The sequence below is a fragment of the Microbispora siamensis genome (assembly GCF_016863095.1).
In the GTDB taxonomy this organism is placed as follows: domain Bacteria; phylum Actinomycetota; class Actinomycetes; order Streptosporangiales; family Streptosporangiaceae; genus Microbispora; species Microbispora siamensis.
In genome coordinates, this window is record NZ_BOOF01000031.1 from 103,348 (window position 1) to 130,164 (window position 26,817).

Genomic DNA, 26,817 nt, shown 5'->3' on the forward strand with positions numbered 1-26,817 from the left:
CTCAGGCGCCGCTGGGAGGTGTCCGCATGACGTAGCCGACGCCGCGCAGCGTGTGGATGAGCCGGGGGTGATGCCGGGAATGGGCGTTGTCGAGCTTGCGGCGCAGCACCGAGACGTACGACTCGACGATGCCGGCGTCGCCGCGGAAGTCGTAGTCCCACACGTGGTCGAGGATCTGGGCCTTCGACAGCACCCGGCCGGCGTTGCACATGAAGTAACGCAGCAGCTTGAACTCCGTCGGCGACAGGGGCACGGCCCGGCCGCCGCGCCAGACCTCGTGGGACTCCTCGTCCAGTTCGATGTCGGCGAAGGTCAGCCGCGGCGGAGCGATCATCGGGTCTCCGGCGGTGCGGCGCAGCACGGCCCGGATCCGGGCGATGACCTCCTCAAGACTGAAGGGCTTGGTCACGTAGTCGTCGCCGCCGAGCGTCAGGCCCCGGATCTTGTCCTCGGTGGCGTCCCGTGCGGTGAGGAAGACCACTGGGGTGTGGGTTCCGCCGCCGCGCAGCCTGCGCACGATGTCGAACCCATCCATGTCCGGCAGCATGACGTCGAGCACGATCAGGTCCGGCCGGTGCCGCTGGGCCGCGGCGACCGCCTCGCCGCCGTTGGATGCGGTGTGGACCTCGAATCCGGCGTACCGGAGGCTGGCCGCGAGCAGTTCGAGGATGTTCGGCTCGTCCTCGACGATCAGCAACCGGGCTTCGGGAGATTCAGCGACCATGGCGGCAGCACTCTAGACCTAGGAGGTTAAGGGAACCGTTAAAGCGATGTGCCGCGCGATCGCCAGGCTGCTCGTCGCCGCGGGCGAGGGCGCGTTTCGCACCAGCACGATCCGCCCGCGCACGTCGATGACGAAGTCGTCGAGCAGCCTGCCGTCCCGGGCCACGGCCTGGGCCCGCACGCCGCCTCCGGCGCGTACGAGGTCGGCCGGGGCCAACTCGGGCACGTATCGCCGGGCCGCGGACACGAAGGCCCGCTTGGCCAGCGAGCCGTACACCTCGCGCAGGCCGGTGCGCCAGTGCTCGGCCGCCATGCGCCGGGCGCCCGGCCAGGCGACGATCCGCCGCAGGTCGCGCAGCGACGCCGACCGCCAGGAGTAGCCCTCCAGGGCGAGCGCAGGCACGGCGTTGGGCCCGACCAGGACCTCCCCGTCGATCCTGCGGGTCAGGTGGACGCCGAGGAAGGGGTAGCGGGGGTCCGGAACGGGATAGATGAGACCTTTCACCAGGCCGCGTGCCGGGCTCGCGAGCCGGTAGTACTCACCCCGGAACGGGACGATCCGCACGTCGCCGCCCGCTCTCGCCAGGTCCGCCACGCCGTCGGTGCCGAGGCCGGCGCAGGAGACCAGCCGGTCGAAGGTGAGCCTCTCCGGCCCGGCGGCCACCGCCACGCCGTCGGTGGTCTGCCTGATCGCGCGTACGGGACGCGAGAGCCGTACGGACCCGCCGGCCTCGGCCACGTCGGCGGCGAGGCGGCGCGCGACCGCGGAGAAGTCGGTGATCGCGGTGTGCGGCGAGTGGACGGCGGCGACCCCGACCGCGTGCGGTTCCACCTCCCGCAGGCCGATCGCGTCGAGCTCGGCGATGCCGGGCACGCCGTTCTCCCTGGCCCGCTCGGCGATCCGGCGCAGCCCCGGCAGTTCGGCCCGGGTGGAGGCCACGACGAGCTTGCCCGCCTCCTCGTACGGCAGGCCGTGCTCGGCGCAGTACTCGCGCAGCATGGCGGCGCCCTCCCGGCAGAGGGTCGCCTTCAGCGAGCCGGGCTGATAGTAGATCCCGGCGTGCACGACCCCGCTGTTGTGCCCGGTCTGGTGGGCGGCGATCCTGGGCTCCTTCTCCAGCACGGTCACCTCGGCGCCCGCCCGCGCCATCTGCCGGGCCACGGCCAGACCGAGGATCCCGGCGCCGACGATCCCGATCCTCATGTCCGTGCGGTTGTCGACAGCATGCCCGACATTGTCGCAGCCGGAGCCGCTCCGCGGTGATCGAACCTGTGTTCGGTACGATGGCGGCGTGTACGTGCCACCCGGCTGGCCACCGGAGGTGCGCCCTCCTGGCAGCCCCGACTGGGAGGTCTCGGCCGTGTCGTGGCTGCTCGACGCCGTGCCCCCGGACTACCGCGCGTACGGCGTGCTGCGCCGCCATCCGCTCGCGCTCGCCCGGATGGCCCGCCAGCAGGTGGCGGCCTCGATCCAGGCGGCCAGGGAGGGATACCGGGGAGCGGCGGTGGACCTGAAGGAGCACCTTCCCCCGCACGCGATCGAGGCGGTCCTGGACGCCTACCGCCAGGAGGGCCCCCGGCTCGTACGGCTGGCCGAGTCGATCGCGCTCGTGGAACGCGCCCTGCGCGGCGAGCACTTCCTACCCCGGCTGTGACCGCGCTCTTATTTCCGGACATACGGGGCATAACAGCTTAAAAGAGGGAATCGGGGGTTAGCCATGACCACAGAGGGAGTAAGCAAGACCGCAGGCCAGGTCATGCACGAGGGCGCGGAATGCATCGGCGAGCACGAGAGCCTGCGCAGGGCCGCGGAGATGATGCGGGACATGAGCGTCGGCGCCCTTCCCATCTGCGGGGACGACGACCGGCTCAAGGGCATCATCACCGATCGCGACATCGTGATCAAGTGTGTCGCCGAGGGCAAGGACCTCGACCAGACCACGGCGAGCGAACTGGCGCGCGGCCTGGTCTGGGTGGACGCCAACGCCAACGTCGAGGAAGCCCTGGCCAAGATGGAGGAGCACCAGATCAAGCGCATGCCGGTGATCGACAACCACCGGATCGTCGGGATGATCACCGAGGCCGACCTGGCCAAGGAGTTGCCCGACAGCAAGCTCGCGGAGTTCGTCCACCGCGTCTACGCGCGGGGCTGACTCTCGCGGCGATCTCCGGGCCGGGCGCCGTCAGGATCGGCGGCCCGGCCCTTCGCATGCCCGTCCCCGAGGTCGCCCGAGGGCCTTCAGCGACCCGTGCGGTAGGCGATGAAGGCGATGATCCCGATCGCCCCGAGAGCGGCCGTCACCCATAACACCGGCATCGGCACGGCGAGCAGGCCGTCGCCGGCGGTCGCCCCGCTCGACGCCCTGACCGCGTGCGGCCGGGCGGAGGTCCGGACCGGACTGGGCGAGGGAGCCGGCCGGGCTGCGGCGGGCAGCGGCACCCGGTAGACCGGGCTGTCCTTCCCCTCGCTCCCGGTGAGCAGGGCCGCGCCGTCCCGGGTGTACGCGATCGACTCGGCCTGGTTGAGCGGCGGCATCGTGAGGTGCGCGATCAGCTTGCCGGGCGAGCGGTAGACGGACGCCGAGAAGTACGTACGGATGACGAAGCTCGACCCGTCGGGGGCGTACGCCGCGTCGGTGGCCATGAGGGGCGCGGGCCCCACCCGGCGCAGCACGTTCACCTTGTCGGTGCGCAGCTTCGCGGGGGCGGCGTAGACGCCCCCGGAGAACTCCTTGCTGACGACGTACAACCGGCCCGTGCGGGGATCGACCATCACCCCCTCGGCGTTGCGGGGGCCGTCGGCGTACCGGAAGCGATACCTGACGGCCCGCAGCGTCGCGTCCTCCATCGTCCTGGGCTCGACGACCTTGTAGACGGACACGTCCGGCCAGCCGCGTCCCCCGCCGTCCGCGAGGTTGTCCCCGATGTCGGCGATCCACAGCACGCCGCGCCCGGTCGCGCGGTCGGTGGAGGCCGCGATGCCCTCCCAGTCCCTGGCCTCGGCGTTGCCGATCGTGAAGGTCGCCCGCGTACGGCCGTCAGATCCGATCGCGTAGATCTGCGGTCCGTGGCCGCTGTCGTTGTGCGTGTAGACGATGTCCTTGTGGGTGGGCGAGACCGCGAGGCCGCTCGACTCGCTGATGCGCTCGTCCCGGATCCGGAACAGCGGCCGCTCCCCGTCGTCCGCCCGCGCCGCCGTCACAGTCGCCGTCACCGGGAGCACCGCGCACGCGACCGCGAGGAGAGCCAGGACGGCCCGCGGAATCCTTCTCGTCCGCGTCCGCCCCGATGTGCTCCCCATGCGGCCATCATTCCCGATGTCCGCCCCGCGTGCGGCGGGCGACATACCCCCGGTCGTCCCGGAATCGGTCAGGGGCGGGTATATGCCCGGCCTGTCACCGCAGGGCGGCGTAGAAGTCGCCCAGGTCGGCGGCGAGCACGTCCGGCCGCAGATGGGCGGCGTAGTGGCCGCCCGAGCCGTAGGACCGCCAGTGGACGATGTTCTTGTGGTCGCGCTCGGCGAAGGTGCGCATCGACACGAAGTCGCCCTCGAACATCGCCACGCCGAGCGGGACCGTGGTCGGCTCCTTCGGATGCTCGGCGTGCGCGTCCTCGTAGTAGAACCGCGTGGCCGAGGTGGCGGTGCCGGTCGCCCAGTAGAGCATCGTGTTGGTCAGGATGAAGTCGTCGTCGACGTCCTCACCGAACAACTGGGCGTTCCAGCCCAGCAGCCCGGCCGGCGAGTCGAAGATCCCGTACGACAGCGTCTGCGGCTGCTGCGAATGGACCATGTTGAACGACATCTTGTTCTCGTAGAACCACTGCAGCACCTCCAGCCCCTTCCGCTCCTCGTCGGTGAGGTTCGCCATCTCCGCCGGGTCGCCGGAGGGGAAGGAGTAGATCTGCGTGACGTGGACGCCGACGACGTGCTCGGGGTCCACCCGGCCCACCTCGGGCGAGACGAACGAGCCGCCGTCGTTGCCCACCGCGCCGTACCGGTCGTAGCCGAGCCTGCGCATGAGCTCCGCCCACGCCCGGGCCGTACGGAACCGGTTCCAGCCCCGCTCCCTCGTCGGGCCGGAGAAGCCGAAGCCGGGCAGCGACGGGATCACCAGGTGGAACGCCCGCTCCGGGTCCTCGGGGTTCGTCAGCGGTTCGATGACCTTGAGGTACTCCACGATCGAGCCCGGCCAGCCGTGGGTGAGGATCAGCGGAAGGGCGTCCTCGTGCGGCGACCGCACGTGCAGGAAGTGGATGTCCTGGCCGTCGATCTCGGTGACGAACTGCGGATACCGGTTGATCTCGGCCTCGTGGGCGCGCCAGTCGTACCCGTCGCGCCAGTACTCGGCCAACCGCTTCACGTACGCGACCGGCACGCCGTACTCCCATCCGGTTCCCGGGATCTCGTCGGGCCAGCGGGTCCGGCCGAGCCGGTCCTTCAGGTCGTCGAGGTCGGCCTGCGGGACGTCGATGCGGAAAGGCCTGATCAGGGACATGTTGTCGCTCATGACGCCGACATTACGGACCCTTCCGGACAGGTTCTGTCCTGAAGTGCCGTCAGACTGAGAACATGCTGGAAACCTCGGCGCGGCTGCTGCGCCTGCTGTCGTTGCTCCAGGCCAGACGCGACTGGCCCGGCGCGATCCTGGCCGATCGGCTCGGTGTGAGCGAGCGGACGGTACGCCGCGACGTCGACCGGCTGCGGGATCTCGGCTATCCGGTGGAGTCCACCCGCGGCACGGACGGCGGCTACCGGCTGGTCGCCGGGGCGGCGATGCCACCCCTGCTCCTCGACGACGAGGAGGCGGTGGCAGTGGCGATCGGGCTTCGGGCCGCCACCGGGGTGGCGGGCGTCGAGGAGGCGGCCGAGCGCGCCGCCGCCAAGCTCGAACAGGTGCTGCCGTCACGCCTGCGCCGCCGGGTCGGGGCCCTGCAGGCGTACACCGAGCCGGTGCCGCCCGACCGGCCGGGTCCGGCGGTCGACCCGGCCGTGCTGAGCGTGCTGGCGGCGGCCTGCCGCGACCGCGAACGGCTGCGGTTCGACTACCGCGGCCACGACGGCTCATCCGGCGTCCGGCTGGCCGAGCCGTACCGGCTCGTGTCGTGGGGCCGCCGGTGGTATCTCGTGGCCTGGGACGTCGACCGCGACGACTGGCGCACGTTCCGGGTGGACCGGATCGCGCCGCGTACTCCCACCGGTCCACGCTTCCCGCCCCGCGACCCGCCGGAGGGCGGAGCGGCGGCGTACGTCGCCCGGGGGGTGTCGGCGGCGGCCTGGCGGCACCGCGCCCGGGTGCTCGTCCACGCCCCCGCCGAGGTGGTCGCCGCGCGGATCAACCCCGCCGTCGGCGTCGTGGAGGACGTCGACGACCACACCTGCGTGCTCGCGACCGGCGCCGACACCCTGAACTCGCTCGCCGTCCACCTCGGCCTGCTCGACCTCGACTTCGAGGTCACCGGCCCGCCCGAGCTGGTGGACCACCTGCGCGCCCTCACCGCCCGCTACGCCCGCGCGACCGCCAGCACGACAGAGGGGTCAGGCTGAGGCGCCGCCGTCGAGCACGAGGTCGAGCCCCACCGCGAAGCCGGCGTCGTCCGAGGCGAGCCAGAGCACGGTGCCGGTGATCTCGTCGAGGCCGCCGACGCGGCCGATCGGCAGCGATTCCCGCACCCGGGCGGCCCGGTCGTCCTCGGTCTCGCCGGGGCGCAGGGACATCGTCGTGTCCAGCGCGCCCGGGCTGACCGCGTTGATCCTCACACCTGCCCTGATGTTCTCCAGCGCGGCCGTGCGGGTCAGGGCGCTCACGGCGGCCTTGGACGCGGCGTAGGCGCCCACCCCGGGCATCCGGATGTGAGCCCCGATGTTCGAGGCGATGTTCACGATCACGCCGGAGCCCTGGGCGCGCATCGCGGCGATCTCGTGCTTCAGGGCGAGGAAGACGCCCGTCGTGTTGACCTGGAGGACACGCGCCCAGTCCTCCTCGGGCATGTCCACGACGGTCCCTCCCGCGAAGATCCCGGCGTTGTTGACCGCGACGTCGAGGCGGCCGAACCGGGTGACGATCTCCCGGACGAGCCGGGCCACAGCCTCCGAGTCGGTCACGTCGACCGTGAGCGCGGCGGCCCGGCCTCCCTCGGCCTCGATCAGCTTGACGGTCTGCTCCAGCGGCCCACGCCCCCGCCCGGCCGCCACCACGGTGGCGCCCTCCCTGGCGAACCCCCGGGCGACCGCCCGGCCGACGCCGGAACCCGCCCCGGTGACCAGCACGACCTTGTCCGTGAATCTCATCTATCGCTCCCTTGACTGGTTGAACGCGACGGCGACCATCGCCGCCACGAGAAGGAAGACCGGTGCCATGGCGGTGAGGGCGAACCCGTAGCCCTCGGCCACGGCCTGTGCTCCGCCCGCGTCCACGGCGTCCGCGCGGGCCGCGGCGAGCGCCACGAGCACGGCCAGGCCGGCCGTCGGCCCCACCTCCATGGCGGTGTTGACCAGCCCGCCGGCCGCTCCGGAGTCCTCCGCGGACACGCCGTCGAAGGCCGCCACAGTTGCGGCGGAGAAGGCCAGCCCCGATGCGACCGGGAAGACCAGCAACCCGGCGAGCACGGTTCCCGTGGCCGCGATCCGGCCGACCAGCAGCATCGCCACCGCCGCGAGCAGCAGTCCGGCGACCAGGACGCGGCGCACGCCGAGGCGGCGCAGCAGGCGACCGCTGATCGGGCCCATGACGACGACCAGGAGGAAGGGCAGGAAGGCCGCGCTCGTGGAGATCGGCGACAGGCCGCGCACCTGCTGCAGATAGAGGCTGAGCAGGAACGTGACGGTCGCGCTGGCCGCCGCCGTCAGGAACACGACGACCAACGCGACGCCCCGCCCGCGGTGCGCGAGGAGCCGGAGCGGCAGCAACGGCCGTGACGTCCTCGCCTGGACGACGACGAACCCGGCCGTCAGCAGCAGGCCCGCACCGGCGACGGCCGCCGAGCCCTCCACGAGGCCGTACGTGACCGCCACCAACCCCGCGGTGGCGAGCAGCGCGCCGGGCACGTCGAGGCGGGCCGCCGTACGAGGCGCGGCCGGAAGCAGGAAGGCCCCGGCGGCCACGGCCGCGACGCCGACGGCGGCGGGCAGGAGGAACGACCAGCGCCACGAGGCCACGGCGGCGACGAGCCCGGACAGCAGGCTGCCCCCGACGGCCCCGGTGACCGACAGCGTGCCCCACACCGCCAGGGCGTCCTGGCGCTCCCGCTCGTCCGGATGGAGCCGCGTCACCAGGGCGACGGCCGCGGGGGCGGCCATCGCGGCGCCCGCTCCCTGGGCGAATCGGGCGGCGAGCAGGACGGCGCGGTCCGGGGCGAGCCCGCCCGCCGCCGAGGCCAGGGCGAGCAGGACCATCCCGGCCAGGAACATCTCTCGGGCGCCCAGGCGGTCGGCGAGCCTGCCCCCGAGGAGCAGCAGCCCGCCGAAGGTCAGCCCGTACGCCGAGGTGAGCAGGGCCAGGTCTCCCTGGCCGAGGCCGAACTCCCGCTGGATCGACGGCAGCGGCACCGTCATGAGGGTGATCGCCGCGACGAGGGCGACCTGGGCGCCCCCCAGCACGACGAGCGCCGCCCTCTTACTAGAACGAACGGTCAAGAATAAGGACATGAAAAAGCCCACTCCCGCCATGAGGTGGTGATCAGCGGAGGGTTGCGAGGGCCTGGGCGGCGGCGTCGCGGAGGCGGGCGGGGTCGCCGTGGCCCTTCCCCATCACCCGCAGCCCCTGGAGGAAGACGAGCACGAACCGCGCCAGCGCCCGGGGGTCGGCCTCGGCGGAGATCTCCCCCTGGGCGCGGGCGCGGATGAGCGCCGTGGTCAGCGCCGTCTCCAGGCTCGTCCAGCTGGTCTCGACGAGCCGGGCGACCGGCTCGTCGTCCGGCAGGAGCTCGGTCGCGGCGTTCACGATCATGCAGCCCCGCCTGTCGCGGTCGCGGATCGACTCCTCGGTGTAGCGCTCGACCAGGGTCCGTACGGCCGGCAGGGCCGGGCCGGGCTGCGACAGCATCTCGATGGGGTTGGGGTCGCGGATCTGCACGTACCGCTCCAGCGCCTTCACGTAGAGGTCGTGCTTGCCGCCGAAGGTGGCGTACAGGCTGGCGCGGCCGATGCCGAGGTGCTCGACCAGGTCGGCCATCGACGTGGCTTCGTAGCCGCGCCGCCAGAACAGGTCCAGGGCCCGCTCCAGCACGGCGTCGGGGTCGAACTCCTTGGTTCTCGCCATGGCCCCGACCCTAGACCATTCGGAAACGATCGGTCAATTAAGCCGCGACGCGGTCGTCCCAGGTGATGCGGTAGTCGTGCATCCAGGCCAGCGCGTTCCGCTTCTCCACCTGCCGCATGATCACGGGAAGGATCAGGTCGCGGACGAAGGCCCCGCCGGCGCCCGGCGCCTTGCCGTCCCCGTTCCGCTTGCCCTGCGCCACGACGCGCTCGACCCGCTCGCGCCGCAGCCGCTCGAAGGCGGCGAACGCGTCCGCGGTGTCCGGCACGTCGCGCAGGCACTTCCCGAGCACCACGGCGTCCTCGATCGCCATCGACGCGCCCTGCCCGGAGGACGGCGAGGTGGCGTGGGCGGCGTCGCCGACGATGACCATGCGCTCGCCGAACCACTTCGGCACCCTCGGAAAGTCGTAGGTGTTCCAGGCCGGCACGATGCGCGGGGTCGCCGCGATGATCTCCCGCATCGGCCCCGTGTCGCCCTCGAACAGGTCCATGAGCCTCGCCCGCCACTGCTCGGGAGTGATCGCCGCGAGCTCCTCGGGGGTCATCTCCCTGCGGCTCGGCGGGTTGGCGAACCACCACACCTCCCCGTTCGGGTGGATCATGTAGCCGAAGAAGCACCGCCTGCCGAAGATGAAGTAGCAGACCCCCGGCCTGCCCGGCGGCCGCACCCCCTCGGCGTAGCCGCCGGTGTTCAGCAGCCCGACGTACCGGGCGCGGGGGGCGCCGGGGTCGATGAGGGCGCGGGTGCGCGAGCGCAGCCCGTCGGCGCCGATCAGCAGGTCACCCTCGGCCTCGCCGCCGTCGGCGAAGACCGCCCGCACCCCGTTCGAGGTGGCCGAGGCGTCGGCGAGCCGCTTGCCGTAGTGGATCCGCACGCCCCGCCGTACGGCCTCGTCGCGCAGCGCCTGGTAGAGGTCGGCGCGCCTGAGCGTACGGCTCGGCTGGCTCGTGGTCGCCAGCAGCTTGCCGCGCGCGTTGCGGATCTCCATGACCGGCGTGTCCATGCCGAGGTCGCAGACGAGGTCGTGCAGGCCGAGCAGGCGCAGGGCCTCCAGCCCGTTGACCGCGAGCGTGAGGAAGGCGCCGACGCCCTCGGCGCCCCGGTCGTAGGCCTCGAAGACCTCGCTGTCGATTCCGGCGCGCTGCAGCGCCATGGCCGTGACGGGACCCGCGATCCCACCGCCGATGATCAGTGCTCTCTTGGTCATGCCATGACTATACATATTATGACTATCGCGCGGCAAGACCCCTATGATGGGCGCCATGTCGACACGGCGCTCTCCCCTGGCCACGGCCGTGCTCGCCCTGGTCTGCGAGTCGCCGATGCACGCGTACCGGATGCAGCAGCTGATCAAGGAGCGGCACCAGGACGACGTGGTCAACGTCGCGCAGCGCAACAGCGTCTACCAGACGATCGAGCGCCTGGTCCGCGACGGGCTGCTGGCGGTCCGCGAGACCACCCGCGAGGAGAACCGGCCGGAGCGGACCGTCTACGAGGCCACCGAGACGGGCCGGGAGACGCTCAAGCAGTGGATGCGCACCATGCTGTCCACCCCGGCCAGGGAGTTCCCCGAGTTCCCCGCCGCGCTCGCCTTCCTGCCCGTGCTGACGCCGGAGGAGGCGCTGGCGGCGCTGCGGCAGCGGATCGCCGCACTGGAGGCACGGCTGTCCGCGATCGACACCGAGATGGCCGACAGCCTGAGCTTCGTGCCCCGCCTCTTCCTCGTGGAGTCGGAGTATCAGCGGGCCCAGGTCGCCACGGAGCTGGAGTTCGTGCGCGGCATCGCCGACGACCTGAGCGAGGGCCGCCTCACCTGGGACTTCCACATCTGACGCGTGCCGGAACTCGCCTGGAGTCCACTCCAGGTACCTAGGGTGGAGGGCATGGAATACGGACACCTTGGCCGCACCGGCCTGCTGGTCAGCAAGCTCTGCCTGGGGACCATGAACTTCGGTCCGCAGACCACGGAAGAGGACTCCTTCGCGATCATGGATCGCGCCCACGAGCTCGGGATCAACTTCTTCGACACCGCCAACGTGTACGGCTGGGTGAAGGGCGAGGGGATCACCGAGAACATCATCGGCCGCTGGTTCGCCCAGGGCGGCGGCCGTCGTGAGCGTACGGTCATCGCCACCAAGCTGTACGGCTCGATGGGCGACTGGCCGAACGACGAGAAGCTGTCCGCGCTGAACATCAGGCGGGCGGCGGAGGCCTCGCTGCGCCGGATGCAGACCGACTACATCGACGTCTACCAGGCGCACCACATCGACCGGGACACCCCGTTCGAGGAGTTCTGGGAGGCCATGGACATCCTCAAGCAGCAGGGCAAGATCCTGTACGTCGGCTCGTCGAACTTCGCCGGCTGGCACATCGCCAAGGCCCAGGAGTCGGCCCGCCGCCGGAACACCCTCGGCCTGGTCAGCGAGCAGTCCCACTACAACCTGATCGTCCGCGCGCCCGAGCTGGAAGTCATCCCGGCCTGCGAGGACTACGGGCTCGGGCTGATCCCGTGGAGCCCGCTGGCGGGCGGCCTGCTCGGCGGCATCCTCCGCAAGATCGACAAGGGCCGCTCGGCGGCCGACCACATCGTCGCCCAGCTCGACAAGCACCGCGACAAGATCGAGCGGTACGAGGCGTTCTGCGACGAGCTCGGCGAGGACCCGGCCAACGTGGGGCTGGCGTGGCTGCTGCACCAGCGGGCGGTCACCGCGCCGATCATCGGCCCCCGTACGGTCGAGCAGCTCGACGGCACGATCCGGGCACTGGAGATCGAGCTGGACGACAAGGCGCTCGCCCGGCTCGACGAGATCTTCCCCGGCTTCAAGACCGCCCCGGAGGAGTACGCCTGGTGATCAGGCGTTGTTGAGGAGTGCGCCGACGATCACGATGAGCACGAGCAGCGCGAGCACCGTGGGCAACAGCCAGCGACGAGGACGATCCACGTCATGGAGCCTAGTCGCGGACTGCCAATGGGTAAGCCTCGACCTGCTCGTAGCGCACGCTCGCCCCGGTGTGGCTGCGCACGAGGTGCACCGACGACACCTCCCAGCGCCGCCCGCCGAAGGCGCTCAGGGCGCCGACCAGGGGGCGCAGGTCGTCGCCGTGGCGTGACCGGGTCCTGGAGCGGGCCAGGGTGAGGTGGGGATGGAACCGCTTGCGGTCCGTCTCCGCCGCCCCGGCCCGCCGGGCGCCGGCCGCCACCGACCCGGCGAGCCTCGTCAGCGCCGGCCCGGCGTCGAGGCCGACCCAGAAGATGCGTCCCCGTGAGGCGGAGGGGAAGGCCCCGGCGCCGCCGAACGACACCGTCTCGGGGGAGTATCGTGCGGCCGCGCGGGCCAGCCGTACGCGCAGCTCGGGCAGGACCTCGTCGGGCACCTCGCCGAGGAAGGCCACGGTCACGTGCCACAGCGCCGGATCGACCCAGCGCAGCTCCGACCACTCGGCGCGTACGGGATCGACCGCCGTGGCGATCTCCGCCAGCGCCTCAGGCGGCGGCAGCAGCGCCACGAACAATCTGCTCACGTGCCGATTCTTCCCTGCGCGCCACGCGTGCCGCGACCATCCGGGTCACCAGCACCGCCAGGCAGACGCCGCACATGCTCAGCACGCCGGCGGCCACGACCGAGACCCGGGGACCGGCCAGTTCGGCGAGCCAGCCCACGAGCGGCGCCCCGATCGGCGCTCCGCCGGTGAAGACCAGCACGTAGATCCCCATGACCCGGCCGCGCATCTCGGGCGAGGCGCCGAGCTGCACCATCGTGTTCGCGGTCGTGTTGACCGTGATCATCGCCATGCCCGCGGGGACGAGCATCAGCAGGAACGCGGCGTACGCGGGCGCGAGCCCGGCGACGACCTGGAACAGCCCGAAGCACAGCGCCCCGGCGATCAGGAACCTGCGGCTCGGCTTGACCCGGCGCGCGGCCAGCAGCGCCCCGCCGAACGCCCCGACGGCGAACGCGCTGGACGCCACGCCGAAGGAGGACGCGCCCGCGCCGAACGCCTGCTTGGCCATCAGCGCGATGCTGGTCGAGAAGCTCTGGGCGAAGATCGCCATGAACGCCACGAGCAGCAGCGGCAGCAGCAGGTCGGGCCGCCCGCCGACGTAGCGCAGGCCCTCCCGCAACTGGCCCTTGCCCCGCGGCACGGGCTCGGGCGAGCGCAGCTCGGACACCCGCATGAGCGCGAGCCCGGTGATCACGGCGGCGAACGACGCGGCGTTCAGCACGAAGATCGGGCCGGTGCCCATCCACGAGATCAGCAGACCGGCCACCGCCGGGCCGACGACCCGGGCGAGGTTGAAGGTCGAGCTGTTCAGCGCGATGGCGTTCGGCAGGTCCCGCCTGCCCACCATCTCGACCACGAACGACTGCCGCGTCGGCACCTCGACACAGGACACCAGGCCGAGCGTGAACGCCATGGCGTACACGTGCCAGACCTGGGCCGTCCCCGTGAGGACCAGCACGCCCATGGTGAGCGCCAGCAGCCCCATGAGCGTCTGGGCCACCATGAGGATCCGGCGCTTGGGGTAGCGGTCCGCGATCACCCCGCCGAACATCCCGAACAGCATCGTCGGCAGGAACTGCAGCGCCACGGTGACCCCGAGCGCCGAGCCGCGGCCGTGCGCGAGGTCGAGGACCAGCCAGTCCTGGGCGGTGCGCTGCATCCACGTGCCGACGTTGGAGATCACGCCGCCGGAGGCGAACAGGCGGTAGTTGTAGTTCCGCAGCGAGCGGAACATGCCGCCTACATCGTGGACAGCTTCTCCAGGATCGGCGCCGCCGCTCGCAGCGTCGCCCTCTCCTCCGGCGTCAGGTCCTTGAGCCGCTGCGCCAGCCAGGCTTCCTTGGTTCGGCGCTCCTCCTTGAGCAGCGCCGCTCCCTGCGGCGTCACGCTCACCGTCACCTGACGACGGTCGGTCGGATGAGGTTGGCGCTCCAGCAGACCTCGGGCCTCCAGCTTGGCGATCACGCGGGTCATCGAGGGCGGCTGCACCTTCTCGTGCTCCGCGAGCTCGCCGGGGGTCATCGCGGTGTGGCGCTCGACGGCGACGAGCGTCGCGAGCTGAGTGGGCGTCAGTGAGTGGTGCGCGGCCTGCTTGCGCATCCGTCGCGTCAGCCGGGCGAGGGACACGCGCAAGGCGGACGCGAGAGCGGCGTCGCTGCGCAAGTTCTGGGCGTTCGTTAGCATGACTCATTACCTTTGCTAACTATATGGCGCATGTCCGCATTCCTCCAAATCGTCCGGCTCTGCAGGCTGATCGCGACACACCGTACCGGCGCGTGGCCGATGACGATCGGGACGCCGGCACGGGGCGCGGAAAGCAGGAGAGGAAGCGTGGGCGACGGCGTACGACCACCTAAATTGGGATCATGTATTCGACAAAACGGGGGCGATGACCATGGCGACGTTCGTGCTCATCCCCGGGGCGGGCGGCGACGCCTCCTACTGGCACCGGCTCGTCCCGGAGTTGCGCGGCCGGGGTCACGAGGCCATACCCGTGGAACTGCCGGCCGCGGACGACTCCGCGGGGTTCGAGGAGTACGCCGACGCGGTGGTGAAGGCCGTCGGGAACACTCCCCGGCCGGTCCTGATCGCCCAGTCGATGGGCGGCTACACCGCGCCGCTGGTGTGCCTGCGGATGCCGGTCACCATGGTGGTGCTGCTGAACGCCATGACTCCGCGCCCGGGGGAGACGGCCGGAGAGTGGTGGGGCGCCACGGGGCAGGCGGAGGCGATGGCGAGGCAGGCCGCACGCGAGGGGCGCCCCGCGAGCGACGGCGTCGACCCGCTGATCCACTTCTTCCACGACGTGCCACCGGAGGTGACCCGGAAGATCCTGGCCGACGGGGAGACCGTCCAGTCCGGCACGCCGTTCACGCGCCCGTGGCCACTGGACAGGTGGCCGGACGTGCCGACGCGCTTCCTCCAGGGCCGCGACGACCGCCTGTTCCCGCTGGAGTTCCAGCGCCGGGTGGTCCGCGAACGGCTCGGCATCGAGGTGGACGAGATGCCCGGCGGTCACCTGGTCGCCCTCAGCCGCCCCGCCGAGCTCGCCGACAGGCTGGTGTCCTACCTCTGACCCCTCTGCGTACGGGAGGCCCGGCCCCCACGGTGGGGACCGGGCCTCCCGTACGCACATCGCGTCAGGCGAAGTCCTCCGGCGTGAACTCCTTCGGCTCGACCAGGACGAGCCAGTTGCCCTGGTTGTCGCGGATCACCGCCTCCACCCCGTACGGCCGATCCGAGGGCTCCTGAAGGATCGTCACGCCCTTGGCCGTGAGCTCCTGGCAGGTCTTGCGGCAGTCGTCCACGCGCAGCCCCAGGCCGCCCGCCTGGCCCTTGTCGAGTTGCCTGCGGTAGAAGTCGGTGCCCTCGTCGTCGAGCGGCGGCCCCGGCTTCATGAGCGTGATCTCGAGTTCCGGTTGGTTCGGGTGGTTGATGGTGACCCAGCGGAACCCGTCCATCTGGACGTCGGTATTGGGGACGAAGCCGAGGACGTCCACGTAGAAGTCCCGGGCCTCGTCCTGATCCTTGCAGTAGAGCGTGATCAAGGAAACGTTTTCAATCATGCGGAAGAAGCTACTTCTACCCCTCTGACCTGGGCTTCTCCAAAATTGCACAATCGTCGTCCCGCTTCGGCGCGCCACCCAGGGTGAGCACTCCGTTCATGAACAGGTAGCAGCCGGGGACGCGGGGGCCGCCGCGCGCCGCCCACCGGTCGCGGTACTCGCTCGGGCTCTCCCCCACCATCCGGCGGAATTTGGCCGAGAACGAGCCCAGGCTGCTGAACCCCACGGCCATGCAGATCTCGGTCACGGTCAGGTTGGCGAACCGCAGCAGGTCCTGGGCCCGCTCCAGCCGTCGCCGGGTGAGGTAGCGCATCGGCGTCTCGCCGTACGCCGCCTCGAAGCAGCGGACGAAGTAGAACTTGGAGACCCCGGCGACGGCCGCGAGCCCGTCGAGATCGAGCTCGCTCTGGTAGTCGCGGTCCATGCGGTCCCTGGCCAGGCGCAGCCGCGGCAGCAACTCCACGGGCACCGTCCGCCGTCCCCTCAATGCCACATCACGACCCTAACCTGGAAAAACGAGGAGGCCGCCACGGCGTGTCGCCGCGGCGGCCTCCGGGAAAGCGCGGGTCAGCCCAGGCCGAGCAGGCTCTTGATGGGCTCCAGCGCGAAATACACGACGAACAGCGCGCCCACCAGCCACATCAGCGGGTGGAGGTCGCGCGCCCTGCCGCGGAACACCTTGATGGCGATGTAGCTCACGAAGCCCGCGCCGATCCCGGCGGTGATCGAGTACGTGAACGGCATGAGCACGATGGTCAGGAACGCGGGGATCGCGGTCTCGAAGTCGCTGAAGTCGATCTCCTTGACCTGGGTCATCATCAGGAAGCCGACGACCACGAGGGCCGGGGTCGCCGCCTCGAACGGCACGATCTCCGTCAGCGGGGCGAAGAACATGGCCAGCAGGAACAGCACGCCGGTGACGATGCTCGCCAGACCGGTACGCGCGCCTTCGCCGACACCGGCCGCCGACTCGATGTAGGTGGTGTTGGACGAGACGCTGGCCGCGCCGCCGGCCGCCGCCGCGAGCGAGTCGACGAGCAGGATCTCCTTGGTGCGCTCGACGGTCCCGTCCTCCTGGACCAGGTTCGCCTGGCGGCCCACGCCGACGATCGTGCCCATGGTGTCGAAGAAGTCGGCGAGCATGAGGGTGAAGACGAACATCACGGCCGCCAGGCCGCCGATCTTGGCGAAGCTGCCGAACAGGCTGAACTGGCCGAGCAGCGACAGGTCGGGCAGTTCGATGAAGTTCTTCGGCCACGCGGGCACGTTGAGCGACCAGCCGTTGGGGTTGCTCCCGTCGGGGGTCTGCGCCCCGATCTTGCCGATCGCCTCGACGATCATGGCGAGCACGGTGGTGCCGACGATCCCGAGCAGGATGGCGCCCTTGACCCTGCGGGCGACGAGGAAGGCCGTCACCAGCAGGCCGACGACGAAGACGAGCGTCGGCCACCCGGTCAGCGAGCCGTTGCCCAGCGCGCCGAGCTTGACCGGGACCGTGGTGCCGCTCGCGTCCGGCATGCGCCGGACGAACCCGGCGTCCACGAACCCGATCAGCGCGATGAACAGGCCGATGCCGACGCTGATCGCGGTCTTGAGCTGTGCCGGGATCGCGTGGAACACCGCCACCCGGAAGCCCGTCACCACGAGGATCGCGATGACGATGCCCTCCAGCACCACCAGGCCCATCGCGTCCTCCCACGACATCTGGCTGGCGATGCCGAAGGCGAGGAAGGCGTTCAGTCCGAGGCCGGTGGCCAGGGCGAACGGCACCCGGCCGAAGACGCCCATGATGATCGTGAGGATGCCGGCGGCGAACGCGGTGGCCGCGGCGACCAGCGCGATGTTGGGGTTCTTCCCGTCGCCGAGGAACTGGCCCGTCTTGTCGGCGACGGTGCCGATGATGAGCGGGTTGAGCACCACGATGTAGGCCATCGTGAAGAAGGTGGCGAAGCCGCCGCGGACCTCCTGTCCGACGGAGGATCCACGGGCTGAGATGGAGAAGTATCGATCGAGGAAATTAGGGGTGTTCATGGGGTTCGCATTCACGCGCGCAGAGTCGCAGGCCCTTACCATCCGCGGAAAGAGCCAGGGGAGCAGCGTTGTCCTTTCGTGACCGGTTTGTCATGAAGATACCGGCTCACTGCCGCGACCTTCTAAGCTGGCTGGCGTGAGCGAGCGCCGGCCGGACCCCATGCCTCTCAGGACGAGGGACACCCTCACGATCCTGGTCGGGACGGCCCTGTGGGTGATCGCCCTGGCCGTCGTGCTGCTGGTGGTCAGACCGGCCGACCCGCGGCCGGTCTGGGTCTGCGTCGCGGGGATCGGCCTCGGCCTGTTCGGGGTCCTGTACATCCGCCGCCGCGACGCCCGGCTGCGCGACTCCGTCCCCGCCGCCGACGTCGGCGAGTCAGAACCCCGCCGCCCCTGAATTCGAAGCGGCCGAGCTCACAGTGACGCCGTGGGGTCGAGGTCGGCCTCGGCGAGCAGCAGGGGGACCCGGGCGGGATCGCGCAGGAGCGCGGCCACGGCGAGGCGGTCGCCCCACTGGCCGGCCGCCCACGCGAGACCCCTGGCCAGGCCGTCGACGCCGGTCGCGTGCACCGCGCCCTCGAAGAACCGCCACGGCACCGGCTTGCCGTCCACCAGCAACTCGTCGTGCTCGACGTACGTCGCGGGGGCGCCGGGCAGCAGCGAGCGCACCTCGGGCGGCACGGGCCTTTCGGTCCCGGCCGAGGTGACCGCCCCGGTGACCACCTCACCGGCGAGCGGCAGGTCGAGCACCTCGGACAGCGCCTCGGCGAGGTCGAACGGCGCGAGCACGAGCGGCCGGTCCTCGACCAGGGCGAGCAGGTCGGGCGCCTCCACCACCACCGGGCCGTCCCCAACGTCCGCGACCGTGACCGTGCCCTTCAGCACGGCCCGTACGGCCTCGGGCGGGCTCACCCGGGCGGGATCGACGGCCGCCAGCGCGATCCACAGGGACCGCAGCTGGGCCCGGTCGACCTCGAGCGACGAGTCGGCCAGCAGGTCGAGCAGCTCCTCCGGACCGCCGTGCGAGTCGAGCAGGTCGGCGAGGGTGGACCGGACGCCGATCATCTTCAGCGCGTCCTCGTCGATCCCCGCAGGCGCCTCGCCGTACAGGCCGAACAGCAGCGGGTCGCCCGTGGGGAGCCGCAGCTCCGTCGGCCGGCGCCCGCCGAGCACCGGATGCCGCGACAGCCACCAGGCCGTGTACGACGGCACCTCGACGGTTTCCCCCGCCGCGAGCACCCGCATGGGCCGCAGGGCGGCGCGCAGCGGAGGCCGCGACAGCAGCGCGAGCGCGCTCGGCCAGTCGGCGACGTACTCCAGGTCGCGTACGGCCGTGAACTCCCGGACCACCGGCGGCACGTCGAGGTCGGGTATCAGGTCGAGCACGGCTTCCAGCCACTCGTCCTCGAGGTCGAGGTCGTGGTCGCACTCGGCGGGGTCGAGCAGCACGTCGGAGTCGTTGACCACGGCGAAGCCGTCGAGCACCCCGGCCGCGGCCAGCACGTGCGGGCCGAACTTCTCCACCAGGTCGGGGGCGGCGACGCCGAACGGCACCTCGGGGTCGATCAGACCGGCCAGCGAGCCCTCGGCCAGCAGCAGCTCACCCGCCGCGTAAAGCTCGCCGTCGGCGCCGCGCAGCGCCAGGTCGGCCAGCCACGGGGCCTCCCCCGCGGTCAGGCCCGCCGCGTCGACCAGGGCCAGCACGGCCTGGGCCACCGGCTCGGGGTCGGCGCTGTTCAGCGACTCCGACACGGCCGCGTGGGTGAGCGGGTCCTCCAGCACCGTACGCGGGGTCGCCTCGGCCGCGCCCAGCCGCAGCAGCAGCGGGTGGGCGGCGTCCGGGTGGACGATCCGCAGCCCGAGCGGCGCCAGCGAGGCAGGATCGAAGGTCTCCGACTCCTGCGACAGCACGAGCGTGCCGCGCGGGCCGCGCACGAGGCGGCCGTCGGCCAGGGGCACCGCGATCGCGCCGACCGCCTCCAGGTCGTCGGCGGGCAGCACCTCGTAGAGCGACCGCCACCATGCCGGGTCCTTGTCCTCCACCGCCTCGCCGGACAGCATGTCCACGACGTCGGCCAGGTCGACCCGGCGTACGCCGAGCGTGGTCAGAGCCGGGTGCCGGGAGGCCCAGCCCGCCGGCAGCAGCCCGGGGACGATGCCGGCGATCTTCGCCAGGAACTCGGCCGACCCCTCGACCGCCCGCGCCTGGTTGCCAGGAACGACGCCTTCGGAGATCGTCGGCAGCAGCGGCGTCTCCGGCAGCGCCCTGACGATCTCCCGCCGGATCGCCGCGTCGAGCGCACCCTTGCCCATCAGGCCGGGCACGAGGTCGAGCAGGTCCGGGGTCGCCGGGAGCTCCCCCAGCAGCCGTACGTACGCCTCGGCGGCCCTGGCGACCAGGAAGTCGGTGAGCGGCCCGGGGGCGACGTGCCGCCGGTCGGTGGTCATCGGGAACGACGCGATCAGCAGGGCGGGCAGGTCGAGCGGCTCGTCGCTCGGCGTCGGCGCGTGCACCACCCTGTGCACAACCCCGCGGACGTCGCCGCGGCGGTCGCCGGGGACGGCCCAGCGGACCTCCCAGTAGGGCCGGGCCCGCTCCTCGGTCGGCCGGTCGGCGAACAGCTCGGCCACCTGCTCGGGAGTGAAGGTGCCGGACTCGGCGACCACGTGCCAGCCCTCGGCCGAGATCGTGCGGGTCCGCCCGTCCACCTCGATCTCGACGGTCTCCAGCGCCGGCATCGACAGCGGCAGCGCGGGCCCCGCCTCCTCGAGCATCCGCCGTACGGCCTGCTCGGCCGCCTGGTCGCGCAGCGGGAGCCGGACGAGAGTGTCGAATCCCTCGGGGACCTCGAGCGAGTCGTCGGAGAACGGCAGCCGCAGCAGCGGGACGTGTCCCTCGCGGCCCTCCAGCTCGGCGGCGAGCTCCGGCCGGGCGGCGACCAGCGCGGCGGTCTCCTCCCGGGACCAGCGCACTCCTCCGGTCGCTCTGGAGGCGATCGAGGGCGCGTCGGTGACCGACACCACGGCGGCGAAGCCGACGCCGAACCGGCCGGCCGCACCCGCCTCGTCCTTCTTGCCCGAGACGCGGAGGGTGGACAGACCCTCGATGCCGGTCTGGTCGAGCGGCGCGCCGACGTTGGCGGCCAGCAGCACGCCGTCGGCGAGCGTCAGCCGCAGGCGTCCCGGCACGCCGGCCCGCAGCGCGGCGTCGGCGGCGTTCTGGGCGAGCTCCACGACCAGCCGGTCGCGGTAGCCGCCGAGGGCGAAGTCCTCCTCGGCGTTGGCGTCCTCGCGGAAGCGGGCAGGCGAGGCCGTCCAGGCCGCGAGAACGGTGTCACGCAGGCGCGCGGTGTCAAACATGATCAGGCGTGACCCAGGGGTTCGGAGCCGGCCTCGTCCACGGAGCCCGACTCGATGATGTCGTATCCCATGTCGTCCAGGATCGGGGGCGCCGGGTCCATGACCATCGAGGGCACGGTGGTCGCCTCGGAGTGCGCCCCGCAACCGTGGTCGGCGGACACCACGCGGCCGTCGTCCGGCGCGTACTCGTTGGTGCAGACGCCGAAGCCGAGGCCCAGCGCTCCGGCGAGCGGCCAGTAGAAGCCGCAGGTGGAGCACTGCGCCGGGGCGGCGTGCGCGATCGGGGTGTGCGGTCCTGCCTCGCCGGCCCGCCAGCGCCGCGCGGCGAGGTCGCGGCCGAGCGCCGACAGGACGCGGGCGCGTCCCAGGCCCAGCTCGAAGATCGCCTGCTTGTCGATGTCCTCCTCGGCGGAGGCGAACCCGGGCACGAGCCGGTCGTCGTCGGCCTCGGCAGGCAGCAGGTCGCCCACGCCGAGATCACCCGGGCGCAGCCGCTCGTTCCACGGCACCCAGGCAGGAGCGAGCAGCGCGCCCGAGCCGGGCAGCAACACGGTCTCGCTCACGGTGACGATACGGGCGCGGGAAGCGCGGGTGACGGTGACCGCCCAGCGCCAGCCGCGGTAGGCGCGGTCGAGGCACTCGAAGTAATGGGTGACGACCCGGTCGCCCTCGTTGTCGAAGCCCAGGTGCTCTCCCACCTCCCCGGGGCGCGCGATCTCCTCCGCGGCCCGGCGGGCGAGGTCGACCGCCGCCGCACAGGCCTGGTCGACTGGAGTGCTACGGATTCGGGTACGACTCACACTCCATTTTCACCCACGCCGCGAGCGGACCGCACCGGCTCGATGGGCAAATCGTGGAAGGACCCTCGGTGCCTATGGTGAAGATTTGGGCGAAAGTTACGCGTGTTGTGAGAGCACCGGCGCGGGCGACGCGCCGGCTCACGCACGCCCAGGGAGCGGGGCGCACCGGCCTCGGCCGCCTCATCGAGTTGACGGCGGCGCATTCGGCCGGGGACGCGCTGGTCACCGTGGCCCTCGCCGGGGCGCTGCTGTTCGGGCTCCCGGTCGGCCAGGCCCGCGGCCAGGTCGCGGCCTACCTGCTGATCACCATGCTGCCGTTCGCGGTGGTGGCGCCCTTCGTCGGGCCGGTGCTCGACCGGCTCCGCTCGGGCCGCCGCTACATCATGGCCGGCACCCTGCTCGCGCGGGGCCTGCTGTGCTGGGGGATGGCCGGCGCCGTCCACACCTCCGACGCCGTCACGCTGTTCCCTTCGGCGCTCGCCGTGCTGGTCCTGTCGAAGGCCTACAACGTGTCCCGGGCGGCGATCATGCCGAGCGTGCTGCCCGCCGACATCCCACTGGTGACGGCCAACGCCAGGGTCGCGTTGTTCGCGCTGGTGTCGGCGGGCGTCGGCGCCGGCGTGGCCACCGGCCTGTCGGCCGCCGCCGGAGCCGACTGGGTGCTGCGCTGCGCCGTGCCGCTGTTCCTGCTGTCCGGGGTGTTCGCCGTACGGCTGCCGCGGCACGTGGACGCGCCCGACCTGGAGGACGCCGAGCCGCGCCCTCGATGGCGCACCGTGCTCAACCTGGGCCCGGTGGTGGGCGAGGCCATGGGCGCCAACGCCGCGATCCGGGTCCAGTCGGGCTTCCTTGTGTTCTTCCTGCTGTTCCTCGTGCAGGACGGCCACCTGCGCGGCGTGGACCCGAAGGTCGCGCTGGCGCTGCTGGCCGCCGCCGCGGGCGCGGGCGGCCTGGCCGGGGCCGCTGCCGGCTCCTGGTCCCGCTCCCGATCGCCGCACCTGACCGTCATGGCCACGCTCGCGCTGGCCACGGTCGCCACCGTCGCCGCCGCCTTCTTCTTCACCGTCTGGACAGCCGCCGTCGTGGCCCTCGTGGGCGCGTTCGCCCAGGGCCTCGGCAAGCTCGCGTTCGACGCCATCGTGCAGCGCGAGATCGGCGAGGAGGTGCGCTCCTCGGCGTTCGGGGTCGCCGAGACGCTGCTCCAGATCGCCTGGGTGCTCGGCGGCCTGCTGGGCCTGGTGATGTCGCTGTTCGTGGCCGGTCCGGCCGGGCTCGGCGTGATGTCCGCCGCCCTCGCGCTCTCCTTCGGCCGCCTCGTCATGCTCCGCCGCCGCAGGCTCGCCGCCCGCGCCGCCGCGGTCACCTGAACTTCCGAGGCCCGCCTCACCACACGGCACCCGCCGCCCGCCCCGGTTTGTCCGAGCGGGCGGGCGGGGACGCGCGATCAGGCGTCGAGGTCGTCTGCCACGGCGCGCAGCACGGTCGCGATCTTCTTGGCGTGCGCCGCGTCCGGGTGCTTGCCCCGCTGGTAGGAGTTCGAGATGTCGTCGAGCAGCTTGATCAGATCCTCGACGATCACGACCATCTCGTCGGGCTTCTTCCGCTTCGCCTTGCCCTTGACGGCCTTGGCCAGCGTCGGGGGCTGGTCGATCACCCGCACCGAGAGCGCCTGCTGACCGCGGCGGCTCTCGGCGACACCGAACTCGACCTTCTGCCCTGGCTTGAGCGCCTCGACCCCCTTGGGCAGGGCGGAGGAATGCACGAAGACCTCACCGCCGTCGTCGCGGGTGAGGAAGCCGAAACCCTTGTCGGCGTCGTACCACTTGACCTTGCCACTCGGCACAGGGGTGACCTCGTTCAGACTGTCGTGAAGGTGATGGATGTAGGTTATGCCCACAGACAGGCCCCGTGGACCCACCCGGAGGCGATTGAAGCGTCCCATGACCAGATTCGTGTGGATCTTCCGCCGCGGCGCCGCGCGAACGCGCGAAACCCCTGCCGTACGGGCGCTCCGGCGGCCGGATAACCTCTCCGCCCTACCATGGAGAGAATGACGGGCACGGACTTCAGCGAGTGGCTTCGCGGCCGTTCCGACGAGCGACTGCGGGCGCTCGTGGCGGCGCGGCCCGAACTCGTGACGCCCGTCCCCGCGCACATCGACGGTCTGGCCGCCCGCGCCTGCAGCCCTTCGGCCATCGGCCGGGCGCTCGACCGGCTCGACCGGTTCTCGCTCGCCGTGCTGGAGACGCTGGCCCTGCGGCCCGGCCCCGCCGATCGTGAGACGTTGCTGTCCCTGCTCCGCCGCGCCGTTCCCGATGATCGGGACGGCCAGGCGGTCGGGCCCGCCCTCGACGCCGCGCTCGACCTGCTGACCACCCGCGCCCTGGTCTACGGGACCGAGGACGCGCTGCTGCCCGCGCCGGGCGTGGCCGAGGCGCTCGAACCCCCGGCCGCCCTGGGGCCGCCGGCCGCCGAGGTGTTCCGCCACCATCCGCCGGAACGGCTCGACGTGCTCCTGCGCGACATCGACCCGGCGTACGAGGGCGGCGGCCGGACGGACGGTGAACGGCCGGACGGCGGACGGCCGGCCAGGGAGCGGCTCGCGGCGCTGCTGGCCGACACCGCGACGGTCGCCCGTCTCGTCGGCGAGGTGTCCCCGCAGGCGAGGGCGGCCCTCGACGAACTCGTGTGGGGCCCGGCCAGCGGACGGCTGCCGAACGCCCGCCGCGAGGTGGACGCGGCGAGCGCCCAGTCGCCCATCGAGCAACTGCTGGCCCGCGGGCTGCTCGGCGCGACCGGGGAGGAGACCGTCGCGCTTCCCCGCGAGGTCGCCCTCGTGCTGCGCGACGGCCGCGTGCACCGCGACCTGTCCCCCGGCCCGCCCGCCCTGGAGGGGCCCGTACGCGACCAGGACCTGGCCGACCGCACGGCCGCTGGGCAGGCGTTCACGTTCGTGCGCACGGTCGAGGAGCTGTGCGAGGTGTGGAGTGTGGACCCGCCGGGCGTGCTGCGCGCGGGCGGCCTCGCCGTACGCGACCTCAGGCGGACGGCCCAGCTCCTCGACCTGCCGGAGTGGGCGGCGGGGCTGGTCGTCGAGGTCGCGCACGCGGCCGGGCTGGTCGCGGCGGGCGAGGGGGAATGGCTGCCGACGGGCGGCTACGACGGCTGGCGGATCAAGGCCACCGAGGACCGCTGGGCGGTGCTCGCCGACGCGTGGGCCGTGATGGAACGCGCCCCCGGGCTGATCGGCGAGCGGGACGATCGCGACCGCCCGCTGAACGCCCTCCATCCCGATCTGCGCAGGCCGGGGGCCGCCCAGACGCGGGCGCGCACGCTCGCCGTGCTGGAGTCGGCCCCGCCCGGCCTCGCGCCGACGCCCGAGTCCGTGCTGGCCCGGCTCGCCTGGGAGCAGCCCCGCCGCCGTCCCGCGCTGCGCGACCGGCTCGTACGCTTCGCGCTGCGCGAGGCCGAGCACATCGGGGTGACCGGGCTCGGCGTGCCGTCCTCACACGGCCGGGCCGTGGCCCGGGGCGACGGCGCGGCGGCCGGGCTGCTCGGCCCGCTGCTGCCCGAGGCGGTCGACCACGTGCTGCTGCAGGCCGACCTCACGGCCGTGGCGCCGGGCCCGCTGACCACCGAACTCGGCCGCAGGCTCGCGCTCATGGCCGACGTGGAGAGCAAGGGCGGGGCGACGGTGTACCGCTTCTCCGAGCAGTCGGTCCGCCGGGCGCTCGACGCGGGGCATTCGGCCGACGACCTGCTCGCCGTGCTGGAACGCCACTCGGCGACCCCGGTCCCGCAGCCGCTGAGGTATCTGGTCACCGATGTCGCCCGCCGCCACGGGCGGATCCGGGTCGGCTCGGCGTCGGCCTACGTCCGGTGTGACGACCCGGCCCTGCTCGACGAGGTGCTCGCCGACAAGCGGGCCCACCTGCTGCGGTTTCGGCGGCTCGCGCCGACCGTGCTGGCTTCCAAGACGTCCCGGGCCGCGCTGGTCGACTCGCTGCGGGCGATGGGGTACGCGCCGGTGGCCGAGTCGCTGGAGGGCGACGTGGTCGTCGCGCGGGCCGACGCCCGGCGGACCGAGGGACAGCTCACCGCCCGGGTGTCGGCGAGCACCGCGCCCGACCCCGAGGTGGTCGCCGCGGCCGTGCGGGCGATGCGGGCGGGGGACGACCGGCGGCGGCCCGTGGAGGCGCCGGAGGGCCAGGTGCCCCGCTCCCCCGCGACCGCCACGATCAGCGCGCTCCAGGAGGCCATCCGGCAGGGGTCGCGGGTGTGGATCGGCTACCTCGACTCCCAGGGTCACGCCACCAGCCGCATCCTCGAACCGGCCCGTATGGAGGGCGGCTACCTCACCGCGTACGACGAGACCCGGGCGACGGTCCACCGCTTCGCCCTGCACCGCATCACCGGCATCGCCGAGATCGGCCGATGACTCATCCGTGGTAAACCTTGAGGTCCCCCGTAGTAAAGGATTTCAGGGTGACGACTCCAGAGCAGCCGGGGCAGGGACCCCAGGATTGGCAGACCCCCCCGTCCAACCCCTATGGGCCGCCGTCCGGTGCCAACCCCTACGGCCAGCAGCAGTACGGGCCGTACGGCCCGCCGCCGGGACCCGACCCCAACCAGCAGTACGGGCAATACGGTCAGCACGGCCAGGCGGGGCAGTACGGACAGCCGGGGCAGTACGGGCAGCCGGGGCAGTACGGGCAGCCGGGGCCGAATCCGTACCAGCAGCAGTACGGCTACTACCCGCCCGGCGGTTATCCGCCCAGGCAGGAGGGCCCGCGCACGCACGCGATCGTGGCCCTCGTCATCAGCCTCGTGCTGGCGTTGAGCTGCTACATCTCCCTGGGCGGCATCACCGGGGCGATCCTGTCCGGGATCGCGCTCAGCAAGGTGGACACCCAGCCGGACCAGTCCCGCAAGCTGCTGAAGTGGACGTGGATCGCCATCGGCATCAACGTCGTCCTGTTCGTGGCCGGGATCGGCGTGGTCATCTGGGCCGGGGTCAACGGCTACCTCGACGACTGATTCCCGCGACTGGGACTGATTCGGCCCGGCCTCGTG

Annotated in this window: 27 protein-coding genes; 10 read left to right on the top strand and 17 right to left on the bottom strand. The window is 72.2% G+C overall.

Features of this window, described 5'->3' with window-relative positions; genetic code table 11:
- Position 1: 1 nt before the first annotated feature.
- Together Msi02_RS25770 and lhgD are read right to left on the bottom strand one after the other, a co-directional pair.
- Complete coding sequence (locus tag Msi02_RS25770) at positions 2-724, bottom strand: response regulator transcription factor (protein ID WP_193206903.1); 723 nt, start codon at positions 722-724, stop codon at positions 2-4.
- An 18-nt stretch (positions 725-742) separates the two neighbouring features.
- Entirely contained in the window at positions 743-1,927 is a 1,185-nt protein-coding gene (gene lhgD / locus Msi02_RS25775) for an L-2-hydroxyglutarate dehydrogenase (protein ID WP_204050646.1), read from the bottom strand.
- 88 nt (positions 1,928-2,015) lie between these two features.
- Here lhgD and Msi02_RS25780 point away from each other — a divergent pair, with 88 nt between their 5' ends.
- A complete protein-coding gene (locus Msi02_RS25780) occupies positions 2,016-2,378 on the top strand; it encodes a hypothetical protein (protein WP_079319376.1) in 363 nt (120 codons plus the stop codon).
- A gap of 63 nt (positions 2,379-2,441) precedes the next feature.
- The gene (locus tag Msi02_RS25785) at positions 2,442-2,876 is read left to right on the top strand and encodes a CBS domain-containing protein (RefSeq protein WP_079319375.1); all 435 of its coding nucleotides are present in this window, start codon (positions 2,442-2,444) and stop codon (positions 2,874-2,876) included.
- Between the two features lie 86 nt (positions 2,877-2,962).
- On the opposite strand, the gene Msi02_RS25790 is transcribed toward Msi02_RS25785, so the two are convergent.
- Positions 2,963-3,937, bottom strand: coding sequence for a hypothetical protein (locus Msi02_RS25790; protein WP_239108705.1), 975 nt, complete (start codon positions 3,935-3,937; stop codon positions 2,963-2,965).
- A gap of 181 nt (positions 3,938-4,118) precedes the next feature.
- A complete protein-coding gene (locus Msi02_RS25795; RefSeq protein WP_239108706.1) occupies positions 4,119-5,231 on the bottom strand; it encodes an epoxide hydrolase family protein in 1,113 nt (370 codons plus the stop codon).
- 62 nt (positions 5,232-5,293) lie between these two features.
- Here Msi02_RS25795 and Msi02_RS25800 point away from each other — a divergent pair, with 62 nt between their 5' ends.
- A complete protein-coding gene (locus Msi02_RS25800; RefSeq protein WP_204050647.1) occupies positions 5,294-6,268 on the top strand; it encodes a helix-turn-helix transcriptional regulator in 975 nt (324 codons plus the stop codon).
- On the opposite strand, the gene Msi02_RS25805 is transcribed toward Msi02_RS25800, so the two are convergent.
- Genes Msi02_RS25805 through Msi02_RS25820 form a run of 4 tightly spaced genes read right to left on the bottom strand, consistent with a single transcriptional unit; the run spans position 6,260 to position 10,191 of the window.
- Positions 6,260-7,012, bottom strand: a complete 753-nt coding sequence (locus Msi02_RS25805; protein ID WP_204050648.1) for an SDR family NAD(P)-dependent oxidoreductase — start codon at positions 7,010-7,012, stop codon at positions 6,260-6,262. The two genes, Msi02_RS25800 and Msi02_RS25805, sit on opposite strands and share 9 nt — an antisense overlap.
- On the bottom strand, positions 7,013-8,368 hold the full coding sequence (locus Msi02_RS25810; protein WP_204050649.1) for an MFS transporter: 1,356 nt from the start codon (positions 8,366-8,368) through the stop codon (positions 7,013-7,015). It abuts the gene before it with no gap.
- 31 nt (positions 8,369-8,399) lie between these two features.
- On the bottom strand, positions 8,400-8,981 hold the full coding sequence (locus Msi02_RS25815) for a TetR/AcrR family transcriptional regulator (protein ID WP_204050650.1): 582 nt from the start codon (positions 8,979-8,981) through the stop codon (positions 8,400-8,402).
- Positions 8,982-9,018: 37 nt separating this feature from the next.
- The gene (locus Msi02_RS25820; protein ID WP_204050651.1) at positions 9,019-10,191 is read right to left on the bottom strand and encodes an FAD-dependent monooxygenase; all 1,173 of its coding nucleotides are present in this window, start codon (positions 10,189-10,191) and stop codon (positions 9,019-9,021) included.
- A 55-nt stretch (positions 10,192-10,246) separates the two neighbouring features.
- On the opposite strand from Msi02_RS25820, the gene Msi02_RS25825 reads away from it, so the two are divergent.
- On the top strand, positions 10,247-10,816 hold the full coding sequence (locus Msi02_RS25825; RefSeq protein WP_239108707.1) for a PadR family transcriptional regulator: 570 nt from the start codon (positions 10,247-10,249) through the stop codon (positions 10,814-10,816).
- Positions 10,817-10,867: 51 nt separating this feature from the next.
- Entirely contained in the window at positions 10,868-11,836 is a 969-nt protein-coding gene (locus Msi02_RS25830) for an aldo/keto reductase (protein ID WP_204050652.1), read from the top strand.
- A 100-nt stretch (positions 11,837-11,936) separates the two neighbouring features.
- Here the strand turns inward: Msi02_RS25830 and thpR are convergent, their stop codons facing one another.
- The 3 genes from thpR to Msi02_RS25845 are packed head-to-tail and all read right to left on the bottom strand — an operon-like array spanning position 11,937 to position 14,171.
- Positions 11,937-12,506: an RNA 2',3'-cyclic phosphodiesterase gene (thpR, locus tag Msi02_RS25835; RefSeq protein WP_204050653.1), complete on the bottom strand. Its 570-nt coding sequence runs from the start codon at positions 12,504-12,506 to the stop codon at positions 11,937-11,939.
- Positions 12,469-13,722: an MFS transporter gene (locus Msi02_RS25840; protein WP_204050654.1), complete on the bottom strand. Its 1,254-nt coding sequence runs from the start codon at positions 13,720-13,722 to the stop codon at positions 12,469-12,471. Before Msi02_RS25840 ends, thpR begins: the two co-directional genes overlap by 38 nt.
- A gap of 5 nt (positions 13,723-13,727) precedes the next feature.
- Positions 13,728-14,171 carry a MarR family winged helix-turn-helix transcriptional regulator gene (locus Msi02_RS25845; RefSeq protein ID WP_079319365.1) on the bottom strand — a complete coding sequence of 148 codons (444 nt, stop codon included), beginning with the start codon at positions 14,169-14,171 and terminating at the stop codon, positions 13,728-13,730.
- A gap of 205 nt (positions 14,172-14,376) precedes the next feature.
- Here Msi02_RS25845 and Msi02_RS25850 point away from each other — a divergent pair, with 205 nt between their 5' ends.
- Entirely contained in the window at positions 14,377-15,063 is a 687-nt protein-coding gene (locus Msi02_RS25850) for an alpha/beta fold hydrolase (RefSeq protein ID WP_239108708.1), read from the top strand.
- A gap of 64 nt (positions 15,064-15,127) precedes the next feature.
- Here Msi02_RS25850 and Msi02_RS25855 read toward each other — a convergent pair whose 3' ends face one another.
- The 3 genes from Msi02_RS25855 to Msi02_RS25865 all read right to left on the bottom strand — a co-directional run bounded on the left by Msi02_RS25855 (position 15,128) and on the right by Msi02_RS25865 (position 17,584).
- Complete coding sequence (locus tag Msi02_RS25855; RefSeq protein ID WP_204050655.1) at positions 15,128-15,553, bottom strand: VOC family protein; 426 nt, start codon at positions 15,551-15,553, stop codon at positions 15,128-15,130.
- A 16-nt stretch (positions 15,554-15,569) separates the two neighbouring features.
- Positions 15,570-16,046, bottom strand: coding sequence for a helix-turn-helix transcriptional regulator (locus Msi02_RS25860; protein ID WP_239108709.1), 477 nt, complete (start codon positions 16,044-16,046; stop codon positions 15,570-15,572).
- A gap of 74 nt (positions 16,047-16,120) precedes the next feature.
- Positions 16,121-17,584, bottom strand: a complete 1,464-nt coding sequence (locus Msi02_RS25865; RefSeq protein ID WP_204050656.1) for an NCS2 family permease — start codon at positions 17,582-17,584, stop codon at positions 16,121-16,123.
- A gap of 136 nt (positions 17,585-17,720) precedes the next feature.
- Between Msi02_RS25865 and Msi02_RS25870 the strand changes: the two genes are divergently transcribed.
- Positions 17,721-17,981: a DUF2530 domain-containing protein gene (locus Msi02_RS25870; protein ID WP_204050657.1), complete on the top strand. Its 261-nt coding sequence runs from the start codon at positions 17,721-17,723 to the stop codon at positions 17,979-17,981.
- 17 nt (positions 17,982-17,998) lie between these two features.
- On the opposite strand, the gene Msi02_RS25875 is transcribed toward Msi02_RS25870, so the two are convergent.
- Entirely contained in the window at positions 17,999-20,944 is a 2,946-nt protein-coding gene (locus tag Msi02_RS25875) for a sacsin N-terminal ATP-binding-like domain-containing protein (RefSeq protein WP_204050658.1), read from the bottom strand.
- A gap of 2 nt (positions 20,945-20,946) precedes the next feature.
- The gene (locus Msi02_RS25880) at positions 20,947-21,744 is read right to left on the bottom strand and encodes a DUF3027 domain-containing protein (RefSeq protein ID WP_079319361.1); all 798 of its coding nucleotides are present in this window, start codon (positions 21,742-21,744) and stop codon (positions 20,947-20,949) included.
- A 107-nt stretch (positions 21,745-21,851) separates the two neighbouring features.
- On the opposite strand from Msi02_RS25880, the gene Msi02_RS25885 reads away from it, so the two are divergent.
- On the top strand, positions 21,852-23,111 hold the full coding sequence (locus Msi02_RS25885; protein ID WP_239108710.1) for an MFS transporter: 1,260 nt from the start codon (positions 21,852-21,854) through the stop codon (positions 23,109-23,111).
- Between the two features lie 77 nt (positions 23,112-23,188).
- Here Msi02_RS25885 and Msi02_RS25890 read toward each other — a convergent pair whose 3' ends face one another.
- Entirely contained in the window at positions 23,189-23,587 is a 399-nt protein-coding gene (locus Msi02_RS25890) for a cold-shock protein (RefSeq protein WP_079319360.1), read from the bottom strand.
- A gap of 207 nt (positions 23,588-23,794) precedes the next feature.
- Here Msi02_RS25890 and Msi02_RS25895 point away from each other — a divergent pair, with 207 nt between their 5' ends.
- Together Msi02_RS25895 and Msi02_RS25900 are read left to right on the top strand one after the other, a co-directional pair.
- Complete coding sequence (locus Msi02_RS25895; protein ID WP_204050660.1) at positions 23,795-26,182, top strand: helicase-associated domain-containing protein; 2,388 nt, start codon at positions 23,795-23,797, stop codon at positions 26,180-26,182.
- A gap of 47 nt (positions 26,183-26,229) precedes the next feature.
- Positions 26,230-26,781: an MgtC/SapB family protein gene (locus Msi02_RS25900; RefSeq protein ID WP_204050661.1), complete on the top strand. Its 552-nt coding sequence runs from the start codon at positions 26,230-26,232 to the stop codon at positions 26,779-26,781.
- Positions 26,782-26,817: the final 36 nt, after the last annotated feature.

Coding starts and splice junctions, on each gene's coding strand:
- Msi02_RS25770 (WP_193206903.1), bottom strand. CDS start 724: ATGGTCGCTGAATCTCCCGAAGCCCGGTTGCTGATCGTCGAGGACGAG.
- lhgD (WP_204050646.1), bottom strand. CDS start 1,927: ATGAGGATCGGGATCGTCGGCGCCGGGATCCTCGGTCTGGCCGTGGCC.
- Msi02_RS25785 (WP_079319375.1), top strand. CDS start 2,442: ATGACCACAGAGGGAGTAAGCAAGACCGCAGGCCAGGTCATGCACGAG.
- Msi02_RS25795 (WP_239108706.1), bottom strand. CDS start 5,231: ATGAGCGACAACATGTCCCTGATCAGGCCTTTCCGCATCGACGTCCCG.
- Msi02_RS25800 (WP_204050647.1), top strand. CDS start 5,294: ATGCTGGAAACCTCGGCGCGGCTGCTGCGCCTGCTGTCGTTGCTCCAG.
- Msi02_RS25805 (WP_204050648.1), bottom strand. CDS start 7,012: ATGAGATTCACGGACAAGGTCGTGCTGGTCACCGGGGCGGGTTCCGGC.
- Msi02_RS25810 (WP_204050649.1), bottom strand. CDS start 8,368: ATGTCCTTATTCTTGACCGTTCGTTCTAGTAAGAGGGCGGCGCTCGTC.
- Msi02_RS25815 (WP_204050650.1), bottom strand. CDS start 8,981: ATGGCGAGAACCAAGGAGTTCGACCCCGACGCCGTGCTGGAGCGGGCC.
- Msi02_RS25820 (WP_204050651.1), bottom strand. CDS start 10,191: ATGACCAAGAGAGCACTGATCATCGGCGGTGGGATCGCGGGTCCCGTC.
- Msi02_RS25825 (WP_239108707.1), top strand. CDS start 10,247: ATGTCGACACGGCGCTCTCCCCTGGCCACGGCCGTGCTCGCCCTGGTC.
- Msi02_RS25830 (WP_204050652.1), top strand. CDS start 10,868: ATGGAATACGGACACCTTGGCCGCACCGGCCTGCTGGTCAGCAAGCTC.
- Msi02_RS25840 (WP_204050654.1), bottom strand. CDS start 13,722: ATGTTCCGCTCGCTGCGGAACTACAACTACCGCCTGTTCGCCTCCGGC.
- Msi02_RS25845 (WP_079319365.1), bottom strand. CDS start 14,171: ATGCTAACGAACGCCCAGAACTTGCGCAGCGACGCCGCTCTCGCGTCC.
- Msi02_RS25850 (WP_239108708.1), top strand. CDS start 14,377: ATGACCATGGCGACGTTCGTGCTCATCCCCGGGGCGGGCGGCGACGCC.
- Msi02_RS25855 (WP_204050655.1), bottom strand. CDS start 15,553: ATGATTGAAAACGTTTCCTTGATCACGCTCTACTGCAAGGATCAGGAC.
- Msi02_RS25865 (WP_204050656.1), bottom strand. CDS start 17,584: ATGAACACCCCTAATTTCCTCGATCGATACTTCTCCATCTCAGCCCGT.
- Msi02_RS25875 (WP_204050658.1), bottom strand. CDS start 20,944: ATGTTTGACACCGCGCGCCTGCGTGACACCGTTCTCGCGGCCTGGACG.
- Msi02_RS25895 (WP_204050660.1), top strand. CDS start 23,795: ATGACGGGCACGGACTTCAGCGAGTGGCTTCGCGGCCGTTCCGACGAG.